Annotated in this window: 11 protein-coding genes; 8 read left to right on the top strand and 3 right to left on the bottom strand. The window is 66.1% G+C overall.

The features are described 5' to 3' along the window. Nucleotides 1–69 precede the first annotated feature (69 nt). Nucleotides 70–1,455 carry a glycine--tRNA ligase gene (locus IHE57_RS08670; protein ID WP_209324921.1) on the top strand — a complete coding sequence of 462 codons (1,386 nt, stop codon included), beginning with the start codon at nucleotides 70–72 and terminating at the stop codon, nucleotides 1,453–1,455. A gap of 195 nt (nucleotides 1,456–1,650) precedes the next feature. Here IHE57_RS08670 and IHE57_RS08665 read toward each other — a convergent pair whose 3' ends face one another. Further along, complete coding sequence (locus tag IHE57_RS08665; protein ID WP_209324742.1) at nucleotides 1,651–3,042, bottom strand: aspartate aminotransferase family protein; 1,392 nt, start codon at nucleotides 3,040–3,042, stop codon at nucleotides 1,651–1,653. Beyond that, nucleotides 3,039–3,524: an Lrp/AsnC family transcriptional regulator gene (locus IHE57_RS08660; protein WP_209324743.1), complete on the bottom strand. Its 486-nt coding sequence runs from the start codon at nucleotides 3,522–3,524 to the stop codon at nucleotides 3,039–3,041. The genes IHE57_RS08665 and IHE57_RS08660 overlap by 4 nt, the downstream gene beginning before the upstream one ends. Nucleotides 3,525–3,908: 384 nt before the next feature. Between IHE57_RS08660 and IHE57_RS08655 the strand changes: the two genes are divergently transcribed. Beyond that, nucleotides 3,909–5,237: a M24 family metallopeptidase gene (locus IHE57_RS08655; protein WP_209324744.1), complete on the top strand. Its 1,329-nt coding sequence runs from the start codon at nucleotides 3,909–3,911 to the stop codon at nucleotides 5,235–5,237. A 101-nt stretch (nucleotides 5,238–5,338) separates the two neighbouring features. Here the strand turns inward: IHE57_RS08655 and IHE57_RS08650 are convergent, their stop codons facing one another. Then, on the bottom strand, nucleotides 5,339–6,727 hold the full coding sequence (locus tag IHE57_RS08650; RefSeq protein ID WP_209372465.1) for an L-lactate permease: 1,389 nt from the start codon (nucleotides 6,725–6,727) through the stop codon (nucleotides 5,339–5,341). Between the two features lie 61 nt (nucleotides 6,728–6,788). Between IHE57_RS08650 and IHE57_RS08645 the strand changes: the two genes are divergently transcribed. The 6 genes from IHE57_RS08645 to IHE57_RS08620 all read left to right on the top strand — a co-directional run bounded on the left by IHE57_RS08645 (nucleotide 6,789) and on the right by IHE57_RS08620 (nucleotide 14,615). Beyond that, a complete protein-coding gene (locus IHE57_RS08645) occupies nucleotides 6,789–7,337 on the top strand; it encodes a helix-turn-helix domain-containing protein (protein WP_209324746.1) in 549 nt (182 codons plus the stop codon). Nucleotides 7,338–7,503: 166 nt separating this feature from the next. Beyond that, on the top strand, nucleotides 7,504–9,240 hold the full coding sequence (locus tag IHE57_RS08640; protein WP_209372457.1) for an ATP-binding cassette domain-containing protein: 1,737 nt from the start codon (nucleotides 7,504–7,506) through the stop codon (nucleotides 9,238–9,240). 79 nt (nucleotides 9,241–9,319) lie between these two features. Beyond that, complete coding sequence (gene dusB / locus IHE57_RS08635; RefSeq protein ID WP_209372455.1) at nucleotides 9,320–10,507, top strand: tRNA dihydrouridine synthase DusB; 1,188 nt, start codon at nucleotides 9,320–9,322, stop codon at nucleotides 10,505–10,507. Nucleotides 10,508–10,509: 2 nt separating this feature from the next. Then, nucleotides 10,510–11,817 carry a deoxyguanosinetriphosphate triphosphohydrolase gene (locus tag IHE57_RS08630; protein WP_209372453.1) on the top strand — a complete coding sequence of 436 codons (1,308 nt, stop codon included), beginning with the start codon at nucleotides 10,510–10,512 and terminating at the stop codon, nucleotides 11,815–11,817. A gap of 3 nt (nucleotides 11,818–11,820) precedes the next feature. After that, nucleotides 11,821–13,863: a DNA primase gene (gene dnaG, locus IHE57_RS08625; protein WP_209372451.1), complete on the top strand. Its 2,043-nt coding sequence runs from the start codon at nucleotides 11,821–11,823 to the stop codon at nucleotides 13,861–13,863. A gap of 107 nt (nucleotides 13,864–13,970) precedes the next feature. Then, nucleotides 13,971–14,615: a TetR/AcrR family transcriptional regulator gene (locus tag IHE57_RS08620; protein WP_209372449.1), complete on the top strand. Its 645-nt coding sequence runs from the start codon at nucleotides 13,971–13,973 to the stop codon at nucleotides 14,613–14,615. Nucleotides 14,616–14,647: the final 32 nt, after the last annotated feature.

Below are 14,647 nucleotides of genomic sequence, written 5' to 3'. Positions count from 1 at the left end.
CGTAACCGATAGGCTGGTACCCGCGAGCCACGGCAGCCGGCCGTCGGCGAACTACCCCAAGGAGAGAACATCGTGGCACAGTCCAAGTTGGATGCCGTCATCGCCCTGGCCAAGCGCAGAGGATTCGTCTTCCAAGCCGGAGAGATCTACGGCGGTTCCCGCTCGGCATGGGACTATGGGCCGTTGGGCGTCGAGCTCAAGGACAACATCAAGGCCCAGTGGTGGCAGACCTTCGTGCGCGGACGCGAAGACGTCGTCGGACTCGACTCCTCGATCATCCTGCCCAAGCGCGTCTGGGAGGCCTCGGGCCACGTCGAGACCTTCGTCGATCCCCTCGTCGAATGCCTCAACTGCCACAAGCGCCACCGTGAGGACCACCTCCTCGAGGCCTATGAGGCCAAGCATTCGAAGGCCCCTGCCAATGGCATGGCCGACATCGTCTGCCCCGACTGCGGAACGCGTGGGCAGTGGACCGAGCCGCAGGAGTTCTCCGGTCTCGTCAAGACGTTCCTCGGCCCCGTCGACTCCGAGACGGGACTGCATTACCTGCGTCCGGAGACCGCGCAGGGCATCTTCGTGAACTTCAACAATGTGCTCACCGCTTCCCGCAAGAAGCCGCCGTTCGGCATCGGACAGATCGGCAAGGCCTTCCGCAACGAGATCACCCCCGGCAACTTCATCTTCCGCACCCGCGAGTTCGAGCAGATGGAGATCGAGTACTTCGTCAGCCCCGACGAGGCAGACGGACACTACCGGCAGTGGGTCGAGGACTGCTGGAACTGGTTCCTCGACCTCGGCATCTCCGAGGACAACGTCCGCCGCCTTGACGTGCCCGCCGAGGACCGCGCCCACTACTCCTCGGGAACCATCGACATCGAGTACCGATTCGGCTTCCAGGGCTCGGAATGGGGCGAGCTCATGGGCGTGGCCAACCGCACCGACTACGATCTCGGAACCCACACGGAGGTCTCGGGGGCGAAGCTGCAGTACTTCGACCAGGCCAGCGGAGAGCGCTACACACCGTACGTCATCGAGCCCTCCTTCGGCCTGACCCGTTCGATGATGGCGTTCCTCGTCGAGGCCTACACCGAGGACGAGGCTCCGAACACGAAGGGCGGCACCGACAAGCGCGTCCTGCTCAAGCTCGATCCGCGGCTGGCCCCGGTCAAGGCCGCCGTGCTGCCGCTGAGCCGCAACGAGAAGCTGTCCCCGCAGGCCAAGGAGCTCGCGGCGACGCTGCGCAAGCGCTGGAACATCGACTTCGACGACGCCGGCGCCATCGGCCGCCGCTACCGCCGTCAGGACGAGATCGGCACCCCGCTGTGCATCACCGTCGACTTCGACACGCTCGATGATCGGGCGGTCACGATCCGCAAGCGCGATGACATGAGCCAGGAGCGCGTGAGCATCGACCAGGTCGAGAACTACCTGGCCGAGCATCTCGCCGGAGCCTGAGTCACCGGGCCCGGGCAGCGGGGGCCACTCCACCGTCCGGGCCCTTCTCATCGGCCGGTTCAGCCGCGCGAAGGTCCGCTCGGGCCGAAACGCGAATGCCCGCCTGCCGAACCGTGCGTGTCCGGCTCGCAAACCGAAGGCGACCCTGACTCCTCGTGAGGAATCAGGGCCGCCTTCAGTCGGTTCGAGGAAGGATCAGAGCTTCGTCCAGGCCTCGGTGAGGACGCCGCGGATGATCTGCTCCATCTCGTCGAACTCGCTCTGCCCCACGGTCAGGGGAGGCGAGAGCTGGATGACCGGGTCTCCACGATCATCGGCACGACAGTACAGACCGTTCTCGTACATCTTCGCGGACACGAAGTTCTTGAGGATCCGCTCGGACTCCTCTTCGGTGAACGACTCCTTGGTGTCCTTGTCCTTGACGAGTTCGATCCCGTAGAAGAATCCCTCGCCACGGACGTCGCCGACGATCGGCAGGTCCTTGAGCTTCTCGAGGGTGAACTTGAACGCGGCGGCGTTCTCGTGCACGTGATCGTTGAGCTTCTCGGACTCGAAGACGTCGAAGTTCGCCATCGCCGCGGCACAGGAGACGGGATGCCCGCCGAAGGTGTAGCCGTGGTAGAACGTCTCGTCCCCGCCGGAGCCGAAGGGCTCGAAGAGGCGATCCGAGGCGATCATCGCACCCAGCGGAGCATACCCGGAGGTGATGCCCTTGGCCGAGGTGATGATGTCGGGCACATAGCCGAAATCGTTGCAGGCGAACATATCCCCGACGCGGCCGTAGGCGCAGATGGTCTCGTCCGAGACCAGCAGCACATCGTACTCGTCGCAGATCTCGCGGACCCGGTCGAAGTACCCGGGAGGCGGCGGGAAGCAGCCGCCGGAGTTCTGCACGGGCTCGAGGAAGACGGCGGCAACGGAGTCGGCGCCTTCGAACTCGATGGCCTCGCCGATGCGGTCGGCGGCCCAGCGGCCGAAGGCCTTCTCGTCGTGGGCGTAGGGCTCCGGTGCCCGGTAGAAGTTCGTGTTCGGCACCTTGTGGGCGCCGGGAACCAGCGGGGCGAACTGTTCGCGCAGACCCGGCAGGGAGGTCACCGACAGGGCACCGTGAGGCGTGCCGTGGTAGGCGGTGGCACGCGATATGATCTTGTGCTTGCCCGGCTTGCCGACGAGCTTGAAGTAGTTCTTCGCCAGCTTCATCGCCGACTCGACGGAGTCACCGCCGCCGGAAGTGAGGAAGACCCGGTTGAGATCGCCCGGCGCATAGTTGGCCAGACGCTCTGAGAGCTCGATCGCCTGCGGATGGGTGTACGACCACAGCGGCATGAACGGAAGCTGCAGGGTCTGGTCGTACATCGCCTTCGCGATCTCCTCGCGACCGTGTCCCACCTGAACGGTGAACAGACCGGCGAGGCCGTCGATGTACTTCTTGCCCTTGTCGTCGAAGATGTGGTGACCCTCACCGCGGACGATGACCGGCGCCTCACCACCGTTGAACAGTGACTGGTGTGGTGACATGTGCATCCACACGTTGTTGCGGATGGCATCCTGATAAGGAGTGCCAGCCCTGGTGACATTTTCTGTCATCGCGTCCCCCAATTGTATTTCTGCTTTTCCAGTGAGAGGTACATGAAGAGCTCCGTATCCACGACGGCATCGATCGACCGGAGCTCCTCATTGACGAACTCGATCAGATGCCGGTCCGATTCGCAGACGATCTCGACCAGCAGGTCGAACGAACCAGCAGTGACGACGAGGTAATCGATCTCGTCGTAGTCGTGGAGCCGTTCGGCCACCTCGGAGATGTCCCCGCGAACCTTCAGCCCCACCATCGCCTGTCGGGCGAAGCCCAAGCTCAAGGGGTCGGTTACGGCGACGATCTCCATCACGCCGGAATCGATGAGCCTCGAGACTCGCTGACGCACAGCGGCCTCGGACAGACCTACGGACTTGCCGATGGCCGAATACGATTTCCGCCCGTCGTGCTGCAGCTCGACGATGATCGCTTTGGACTTCTCGTCGAGGTTGCCCAGGCGGGAGCCGTTGCCGTCCGGCAGGAACCGGTCCATTCTTCACCTCCGTGATGTGCGTCTCAGGCCAATCTACCATCGATTCTATCGATTTGCGCAGTCCCTCTTGCGGAATCAGTCGAAAGTCGAAAAAGTTCATTCTGGATTCGTCAGAAACGGTCGAGATGGCAGGCGGGGTGAAGTGCGCGCCCCTGTGCGAGCCGACGGCGAGCGGAGATGGGTGCCCGCAACGTGGGGGACCGCAGCCACGGACATCCGCTTCGCCGCCATGCGCTGAGCCGCTCCCGCAGTCATATGCAGAGCCCCTTCAGAGGCGATGCGGAGAGCCCCTCCGACAGCCGCTCGGATCGGCGAGCTGATGGGCGACAACACGCGTGTCGTCAGTGATTGACAGCATGTGAGGAGGCTCACGACACTGTAGTCATGAATGAGGGCGAGCTTTTCTATTCCGGCGAAGACAACAGGCCGGATGTGCATGGGATGCGACCCGGCGCAGAGCAGGGTCGTGCGAGCCAGGAGGTCAGAGCTCGTCCGCAGCCGATTCCCGGTGAGGTCGACACGATCGGCGCCAGGGACCTGTCGTTCGGCCCCGAGGAGTACCTGGGTCGGATCGCCTCGGTGCGCAACCGCATGGTCGACCAGGGCCTCGCCGCTCTCATCGTCACCGACCCGGCCAACATCTACTATCTCACCGGCTACAATGCCTGGTCCTTCTACACCCCGCAGCTGCTCTTCGTCCCGTCTTCGGGTCCGATGACGCTGTTCATGCGCGATATGGACGCTCGCGGGGCCTCCCACACTTCCTGGCTGCCCCCGGAGGACATCGTCGGCTATCCCGAGCGCTATGTGCAGCGTCCGCACATCCATCCCTTCGACTGGGTCGCCTTCGCGCTGCGCCAGCGCTGGGAGGTCGCCCGGGCCTCGTCCTCGCCGGTCGGGGTCGAGATGGACTCGCACTTCTTCTCTCCGCGCGCCTTCCGCGCCCTGGTCAACGGCGTGCCCGAGTGGCGACTGGTCGACTCCTTCGAGCTGGTCAACTGGATTCGTGCGGTCAAGTCCCCGGCCGAGATCGCACTCATGCGTCAGGCTGCCGAGGTGACGACCGCGGCCATGGACGCGGCCCTGGGCACCATCGGGGTGGGCGTGGGCCAGCCCGAGGTGGCCGCTGCGATCTCAGAAGCCCAGATCCGCGGTGGCAACGGAGTCTGGGGCGACTACCCGGCGATCGTGCCGATGATGCCGACGGGGGAGAGTGCGGACACTCCGCATCTGACCTGGACCGATCGGAAGTTCGTCACCGATGAGTCGGTGAGCATCGAGCTCGCCGGCGTCCACCGCCGCTATCACGTTCCCCTGGCCCGGACCGCGGTCACGGGCAAGCCGAGACAGGAGCTCGTCCGCCTCGAAGGCGTCGTCGCCGAGGCTCTGTCCGCGGTCCTCGACGTCGCCGAGCCCGAGGTGCCCACGGCCGAACTCGCGCGAACCTGGAACCGGGTGCTGGCGCTGTCCGGGCTGGAGAAGCCGAGCCGGCTGGGCTATTCGATCGGAATCGGCTACCCGCCGGACTGGGGTGAGCGCACGATCTCGATCCGCACCGAGGACGACCAGATCCTCGAATCCGGGATGACGTTTCACCTCATCGGCGGCATGTGGATGAACGGCTACGGAATCGAGCTCTCCGAATCGATCCTCATCACCGACACCGGCTGTGACACCTTCACGGACTTCCCCCGCGAGATCATCCGAGTCTGAGCGGCATCCCATACGTCCCCGAGGGGTCGAGACCCAGGAGACGGTGGGTCCGTCGAGAAGACGAATCTCGGGGCAGGTCGGCCGGTCGGTGCGCCTCGGGGTCACACGAAGAATTGGATCCACAGTCCCATGACGAGGGCGTTGATCCCGGACACCGTCAGCGCCCGGCCCTGCACCCAGGCGATGTCCCGCGCCGAGGCGGGAGCTCGGGCATCGGCCATCTGCACGGCCATGGCCACTCGCGGCGGTGCGGCCAGGGCGGCCAGCGATCCGGCCGCGTTGCCGGCCGCGACGACTGGGAGCGCGGCCACGTGCGAAGAGGACGCGACTGCGGTCAGGGTGCCTGTGAACATCGAGTTCGCGCCGGTGTTCGAGCCGGTCAGGACGGCTCCGACGGCATTGAGCCAGGGGGTGAGGAGGACGAGGCCGGCCGGCAGCATTGCGCCGATCGCCTCGCTCATTCCGGTCGTCGTCATGATCCAGCCCATGAGCATGAACGCGGCTGTGCCCACACCGATGGGGACCCAGGACCTCGCCGCCGCGAAGGACACCCTGCGTCGGTCATCGACGGTGACCGCGGCGATGAGGCAGGCGGCCGCGAGCCAGAACGGGGGAGAGGCGATGATCTCAGTCAGCAGCGAGGGCAGCGCCGAATGCAGGGCCCTGGCCAGCAGCAGTCCGATGGTCAGCGCGCCATAGGGCAGAATCGCGGTTCCCAGTCGCGCGGTGAACCCGGTGCTGCGTTTGCGGACGATGAACAGTCCGCCGACGACGAGGATGACGATGAGCGAGCCGATGATCCCCGCCGGAGCCATCCCGATGACGCAGCTGGCAGCGAGGATCCCCGACCACATCAGTCCGGCGGAGCCGATCGTGCCCAGCGCCGAGGTGAACCCCGGGCGCATGATCGCAATGACGGCGATGGTGACGATGACGACCGGGATCGCGTTGAGCCAGGCGGTGGACAGGCCGAGTTCGTCGACGTCGAACCCGGCCAGAGCCGCCGCCACCGTGGTGCCCGGGCCCAGAGCTCCCCACGGCACAGCGATGAGGCCGAGGAGGCCGAGGATCGCCGACTGCCGAAGGGTGCATCCGAGGTGGCGCAGGATCGGCACCCCGATGGTCACGCCGATGCCGAAGCCCGTGACGGATTCCGCGAACGGCACGATGCCGAACACGACGAGAGCGACTCCGAGCGGCCGGCTCGGGGACAGGGACTCGACCCAGGCGGAGATCTCGGACATGGAGCCGGCGGATTCGAGCAGTCTGGCGAGCACCATGCCGAAGAGCAGGATGAGTGCGACCTCGAGGATGAGGGGGAAGTAGTCGACGCCGGATTCCACCAGCACCGAGGTGGGGGTGGGGAAGGCGAGGGCAACGACGGCGGCAGCGACGACGGCGCCGACCAGGGCCGCGATCCATGAGCTCTGTTTGAGCAGGAGCAAGACAATGGCGATGAGGATCGGGGTGAGAGCCAGCACGGCCGCCATATCCAATGAATTCCTTTGAGAGATCTGATTCTACTATTCAAGAATAGACTATGATGCGAGAATGGCGAAGGAAGAAGACCTCGGGGCCCGCGTCTTCGGAGCCCGCATCCGGGCGCGGCGGAAGTTCAACGACCTCACCCTCAACGAGCTCGCCGTCCGGGCGGGCCTGTCGCGTGCCGCGCTGTCGAAGATCGAACGCGGCGAGCAGGACACCTCGGTCTCGAACGCCATGGGACTCTCACGTGCCCTCGGCGTCGACGTCGGCGAGCTGCTCGCCGCCCCCGAGGTGACGATCACCCGCACCGAGGCGATCCCGACGTCGACGAACTTCGGCGAGGGGGTGTCCCGTCGCGACCTGCCCTCGGCGATCGAGAACATGGACGTCGTCCACTACCGACTCGATCCGCACAGCGAGACCTCCGCCTTCGCCGCACATCGCAGCGGATCCCGAGAGAGCTTCTTCGTCCTGTCCGGAAGCATCGAGATCGTCACGATCGACCGGCGCACGACGCTGCATGCCGGCGACTGCGCACAAGCGCCCGGAGACGTGCCGCATCAGCTGTCCAATCCCCATGACGAACCGGCCGAACTCATGCTCATCATCGTCTGAGGTCCGGTTCGGGAGTCCGGCTGTTGACTCTCGGGGCCGGCTCGGCCATTCTTGGTATGTTCCATTCCCGACGAAGGACGACTCAGCAGTGAAGTGAATCCTCATGCCGTGATTTGCGGGTGCCACGGGCCCGCAGCGCTTCTGCGTACACGAAATGAGGACTCTCATGCCTACAGCAATCACTGTGTCCGGATTGAACTGCCGCCTCGGCGACGATACCGAGATCTTCTCCGGGCTGAACGCCACGATCCCCGCCGAGCTCGTCGGCCTCGTCGGCGACAACGGGATCGGCAAATCGACTTTTGCGAAACTCCTCGCCGGCCGCGTGCCCGCCGCTGCCGGCGCGATCACCGGCGCGGACGGTGCCGTCTACATCGATCAGCTGCCGCCGCATTCGGTCCAGAGCGTTGAGGAGGCCCTCGGGATCGCCGATGTCCGGTCGGCGCTGCATCGGGCGCTGAACGGCGAAGCCGCAGAATCCGACTTCGCGTGCATCGGCGACGATTGGGACATCGAAGAGCAGGCTCTGGCGGCCACCGCCGAGCTCGGTCTCAGCCTCACAGCAGGCGACCTCGATCGCAGCCTCAGCAGCTTCTCCGGCGGGCAGGCCACCCGCATCGGCTTGGCGCGGGCGGCCCTGGCCGCGGACAATTGGCTCATCCTCGACGAGCCGAGCAACAACCTCGATGCTCACGGTCGGCAGCTCCTGAGCTCTCTGCTCACCGCTCGTCGCGGTCCCACGCTCGTCATCTCCCACGATCGCACCCTGCTCGAGCACGTGGACTCGATCCTCGAGATGACCGACCGGCTGCGGCTCTACGGCGGCGGCTTCGACGACTATGAGCAGATGGTCGAGGCAGAGGAGGAGGCGAAGCAGCAGAGAGTCATCGATGCGAAGAAAGCCCACTCGAGAGAAAAGCGTCAGCGCATCGAACTCGAGACGAAACTCGCACGGGCCGACCGGAAGGCGACGAAGGACAAGGAGAACAAGCGCCGACCGAAGATCGTGATGAACGGACTGACGAACTTCGCCGAGAACTCCGCGGCGAAGAGGCGCGGTGACAAGGCCGCCGACGAAGCCACGGCGCTGCAGTCTCTGGAAGCGGCAAAGGATGCGCTGCGACGGTCCTCGAGCGTGCGCCTCGACCTGCCGGACACGACCGTCCACGCTTCGAAGCGGGTGCTCGAGATCAGCTCGGTGGACCTGGACCGACCGGTCGGGCTCGTCGGACCGGAGCGGGTCCGCCTGACCGGCCCGAACGGAGCGGGAAAGTCCACGCTGCTGGCGGCGATGATGGAGGCCGCGAGCAGGTCACCGGAGGCCGCGGGCCGGTCCGCGGAAGCTGCGGGCGCGCGCAGGTACGACGCTCACGCGTCCGATGCCGAGTCCGGTTCGCCGATCGTGGAGCCCGGCTCACAGATCGCTGCGCCGGCTCCGCCGATCGCCGAGCTCTTCGGCGAGCTGTCGGTCACGGTCTCGGTTCCCGTCGCCCACCTCGACCAGCAGTACCGGCTCCCGCCCGATCTCACCGTCATGGAAGCGGTGCGCTCAGGCAACCCGCGCCTGACCCCGCACCGTGCGTACGAAGTGCTCGCAGCTATGGGTCTGCGCGCCGGTCGCACCGGCCAGATCTGTTCGACCCTGTCCGGCGGCGAGCGCTTCCGGGTCGCACTGGCCTCCGGGCTGCTCCAGGACCCCGCTCCGCAGCTGCTCATCCTCGACGAACCCGGCAACAATCTCGATCTGTCCTCACTCGAGGCCCTCGTCACCGCGCTCGACGGATTCGGTGGGGCGATGGTCGTCGTCACCCATGACGACCGGCTCGCCGCTGACCTGAACGTGGACGCCGAATGGGACGTGCGGGAATTTCTCCGCGCCGAAGCGGTTGGACACAGTACGTGAGCGGGCAGGAGCGAGTGCGTGAAGGCGGCGGAGTAGGGGTGCGAATGTGCGATTTTGACTGCTTTGGGATAATGAACTCGTGAGTGTCATCAGCCCCAGCCCAGAAACCGTGTCCCCGGCCGTCGGTGCGCCCCTGCGCATCGGCCCCATCGAGCTGTCCTCCCCGGTCGTGCTCGCCCCCATGGCCGGGATCACGAACACCGCATTCCGCCGACTGTGCCGCGAATACGGTGCTGGCCTCTACGTCACCGAGATGGTCACCACGCGGGCCCTCGTCGAGCGCAGTCCCAAGACCATGCGCATCATCCACCATGAGCCCTACGAGACCCCGCGCTCCGTCCAGCTCTATGGTGTCGACCCGGTCACCATGGGCCAGGCAGTGCGGATGCTCGTCGAGGAGGACCGGGCCGACCACATCGACCTCAACTTCGGCTGCCCCGTGCCCAAGATCACGCGCAAGGGCGGAGGCTCGGCCCTGCCGTGGAAGCAGGACCTGTTCGAAGCCATCGTCACCACCGCCGTGACCGAGGCATCCCGCGGCGGGATCCCCGTGACGGTGAAGATGCGCAAGGGCATCGACGCCGACCACACGACCTTCCTCGACGCCGCCGAGACCGCACGTGACGCCGGCGTCTCCGCCGTCGCCCTGCACGGGCGCACGGCCGCCGACCTCTACTCGGGAAAGGCCGACTGGGACGCGATCGCCCGACTCAAGGACCACCTCGGCGACACTGTGCCCGTGTTGGGCAACGGCGACATCTTCGCCGCCGAGGACGCCCTGGAGATGATGCGCACAACAGGCTGCGACGGAGTCGTCATCGGTCGCGGCTGTCAGGGCAGGCCCTGGCTGTTCGGCGATCTCGCGAATGCTCTGGGCGGCAGCGAGGAACGCCACCGACCAGGACTCGCCGAAGTGGGGCGGGCCGTGTACAAACACGGTGAGTACCTCGTCGACCACTTCGAAGACGAGTTCTATGGCGTTCGTGACCTGCGCAAACACATCGCCTGGTATTTCAAGGGCTATCCGGTCGGGGGAGAGCTGCGCAGCCAGCTGGCCATGGTCTCCTCACTCGAGGAGCTCGCCGGGCTGCTCTCCCAGCTCGACCAGGACGCCCCCTATCCCGGTGAGGCCGCCGAAGGCTCCCGCGGACGCACGACCAGGCCGAAGCGGCCGCACCTGCCCGAGGGCTGGTTGGATTCTCGCGTCTTCGACCCCAGCGGGAAATCGCTGCTGTCGGAGGCCGAGCTGGACATCTCTGGAGGATGAGAATGCCCTTCGACACTCACCCGCGCATCTCGGTGCGGACGGGGACCGTGGCGACCTACTCGGCATGGGACGAAGAGCGGTGGGTGAGCGAACCGGCGAAGAATCCGCGGCGCTCGGCCTTCCAGCGCGACCGTGCCCGCGTCCTCCACTCCTCGGGGCTGCGCCGCCTCGGTGCGAAGACCCAGGTGGTGTCTCCGGGAACGGATGACTTCGTCCGCACCCGCCTGACCCATTCCCTCGAGGTCGCTCAGGTCGGTCGCGAACTGGCCCGCTACCTCGGGTGCGATCCCGACATCGTCGACACCGCCTGCCTCAGCCACGACCTCGGCCACCCGCCGTTCGGCCACCACGGCGAGACGATCCTCGATGCCCTGTGCAAGGACATCGGCGGGTTCGAAGGCAATGCGCAGACCCTGCGCCTGGTCACCCGGATCGAACCGAAGGTCATCGCCGCCGACGGTCGTCCGGCCGGGCTCAACCTGTCGCGAGCCAGCCTCGACGCGCTGACGAAGTACCCGTGGCCGCGCAGCGAGGCCACGGCCGGCCGGCGTGACTCGGGGGTGCGGAAATTCGGCGTCTACGACGACGACACCGCGGTCTTCGACTTCTACCGCGACGGCATCGACAACGGCAAGAAATGCATCGAAGCCCAGGTGATGGACCTGGCCGACGACATCTCCTACTCCGTTCACGATGTCGAGGACGCCATCGTCGCCGGGCACCTCGACCTCGCCGACTTCACCTCCGATGCCCGGCGGGCCGAGCTCTTCGAGATCACCCGTCAGTGGTACCTTCCGAACACAGCAGACGCGGAGATGGACAAGGCCCTGAGCCGACTCCAAGCGGCCGCCTACTGGCCCAGCGAGACCTTCGACGGCTCCCGCCGAGCCCAAGCGAGCCTCAAGCACATGACCAGCCAGCTCATCGGGCGGTTCGTCGGTGCTGCGGAATCGGCCACTCGTGAGGAATTCGGCTGGGAACCGCTGGCTCGCTACACGGCCTCCCTCGTCGTCCCCGAGACGAGCACCGTCGAGATCGCCGTGCTCAAGGGCATGGCGACGCTGACGGTGATGGTCGCCGAGGACCGGCTGCGACTGCACGACATCCAGGCCGCGGTCATCAGCGAACTCGTCGCCTGGTACTCCGAGGCGCCCGAGAAGCTCGACCCGATGTTTCGCGCCGACCATGCCGAGGCGGCCGATGACGCCGCTCGACTGCGCGTCATCGTCGACCAGATCGCCTCCCTGACCGACCACTCCGCCTGGGCTCTCTACCACCGTCTCAGCGCAGGGGCGGAGGATCGGCTCTAGACCATGGCCGGACTCATCAAGCGCGAGGACATCGACGAACTGCGCAGCCGCACCCGCATCGACGAGGTGATCGGAGAGTTCGTCACTCTCAAGACCGCAGGCATCGGCTCGCTCAAGGGACTGTGCCCCTTCCACGACGAGAAGACCCCGTCGTTCACCGTGCGCCCACAGGTCGGGATGTACCACTGCTTCGGCTGCGGAGAGTCCGGGGATGTGTTCACCTTCCTGCAGAAGGTCGAACAGCTCAGCTTCGTCGAAGCGGTCGAGACCTTGGCCGGCAAGGCCGGCATGCACCTGCGCTACGAGGACGGCAAGGGGCCGGATCGGGAGCAGGCGAGCAGACGTCAGCGCCTCCTCGAGATGCACGAGGTGGCTCAGCGCTTCTTCACCCAGGCGCTCGAGTCCGAGGCCGGCCGGATCGGCCGCGACTTCCTCGTCGGACGGGGCTTTCCCGCAGAGTCCGGCCGTGAGTTCGGCATCGGCTTCGCTCCGAAGTCCTGGGACGCGCTGACCTCTCACCTCAAACGTGCGGGCTTTGCTGAGGAGGAGATCCTCGCCGGAGGCCTGGCCAGCGAGGGCGGGCGGGGGATCTACGACCGCTTCCGGGGCCGGGTGATCTGGCCGATCAAGGACATGACGGCGCGGACCATCGGCTTCGGCGCGCGGAGGCTGTTCGACGACGACAAGGGCCCGAAGTACCTCAACACCCCTGAGACAGCTCTCTACCACAAGAACCAGGTCCTCTACGGTCTCGATCTGGCGAAGAAGTCGATCGCGAAGAGCAAGCGCGTCGTGGTCGTCGAAGGCTATACCGATGTCATGGCAGCTCACCTGGCCGGAGTCGACCAGGCCGTGGCCACCTGCGGCACGGCATTCGGTGCCGAACATGTCAAGATCATCCGCCGGCTCCTCGGCGACGATCCCACCGGCCAGGTGATCTTCACCTTCGACGGCGACGCCGCCGGACAGAAAGCGGCGCTCAAGGCCTTCGAATTCGAGAACCTCTTCACCGCTCAGACCTACGTCGCCGTCGAACCCGACGGCCTCGACCCCTGCGATCTGCGGATGCAGAAGGGCGATGCGGCCCTGCGCGAGCTCATCGACGAGTGCAGACCGCTGTTCGAGTTCGTCATCACCACGGCCATCGCCCGGTTCGATCTGGATACGGTCGAAGGCCGCATCTCCGCGGTCAAGGCCGCCGCCGAGGTGCTCACCGACATCCGCGACCAGGGCAGCCTCTCGCACTACTATCGTTTCGTCGCCGGTCGCATCGGCGTCGATATCGACGAGGTGGAATCCGCGGCCCGCACGGCCAAACGTCGGCCCAAGCCGAATCGGCAGACGGCCGACGCACCGGCCAGGCAGCCGTCGTTCCGGGGCGGCCCTCCGGCGGGACCGCCGCAGGCGGCCCCGAGCGCACCGCAGGGGGGAGGCCGCTCCGGCCGAGGACGGGGCGCAGCCATCTCCGGTGATGCTGTGCAGGACTCCGGTCCGGCCTCGGCGGGCGAGATCGGAGACGAACGCGGCATCGAATACGTCTATGACGAACGCCCCGACGTCTCCGATCTCTCGGCCCCGATCAGCCCGGCACGGCTGAAGACGGAGAAGGGGGCGCTCATGGTCGCCCTGCAGCACCCCGAGATGGTCAACGCCAAGCTCTTCGACTCGCTCTCGGCCAAAGCCTTCGAACATCCCGGCTACCGCCGGATCCAGGGAGCGGTCAGACAGGCCGGGGGACTGAGCTCTGCCGGCGCCGACCAGTCGAAATGGGCGGATCGGGTCCTCGACGCCAGCGATGAGGACCTCAAGCCCTATGTCGCGCAGCTGCTCGTGACGCCGTTGCCGGTGGTCGAAGGCACAGGCATCGACCGCTTCGCCCGCGGCATCGTCGCTCGGCTCTTCGACTACGACCTCGCGCGCATCGCCAAGGAGCTGCACTCGCGTCTGCAGCGACAGGACACGAGCGACGGCGCCGGGCAGGCAGCCCTGCTCGGCCAGCTGCAGACCCTCGAACAGCACCGGGCCAGGCTGAAGATGCTCATGTGAGGCCGCGGTCCGGAAAACGCGGCCGAAGAATCGTGCACGGAGTGAAATAGTGCACAATTGCAGATTTGCAGTTGGTGAAAACTTGCATGAAGTGCAAAAATGGACTCATGCCAGTTGAAGAATCCCTGCGCTCGAAGAAGGCCCGGCTGACCCGCAGCGCCCTCCACGAGGCCGCGATCACCCGAGTCCTCGAGGACGGACTCGCCTGTGCCACCGTGGCGACCATCGCCGCCGACGCAGGCGTGTCCACGCGCACCTTCTTCAACTACTTCGAGACGAAAGAGGATGCGATCGTCGGCCTGGGCACCGAGGCCAGCGTCGATGAAGGACTCGCCGAGGACTACGTCAATTCGACGGCCGGTCTCGACACCCTGGCCGAGGACACCGCTCGCTTCGTTCGCGAGGCGCTGCTCATCGGCTCCGTCGATCCGGAGCTGCCGGCCCGACGCCGACGACTCTTCGCCCTCTATCCCGAACTCGTGAGCAAGAGCTTCGACCGCGCTGAGGCGCTCGAGGAGATCGTCGCCGGACACGTGCTCGCCAGACTGCGCCACCTCGGACAGGAATTCTCCTCGGAGGAGTCCGCGCAGCGCAGCGCGCGCATGCTCACCCAACTCTGCCGCGTCCCCCTCAGCCATGCGGGACAGACGATCAAGAAGGCCCCTGAGACGGTTGCGTCCAAAGGGGGCACGAAGGAAGTCTTCGAAGACTCCTTGGGGCTCTTCCTCAAGGTATTGGACCGACTGCGATGACGAAAGCCGTGATGAGAAGCAACAGAGCACTG

Source organism: Brevibacterium renqingii, assembly GCF_017808105.1.
Taxonomy (GTDB): domain Bacteria; phylum Actinomycetota; class Actinomycetes; order Actinomycetales; family Brevibacteriaceae; genus Brevibacterium; species Brevibacterium renqingii.
Note: the sequence above shows the minus strand (reverse complement) of the source record. Positions and strands in the feature narration are given on the sequence as shown.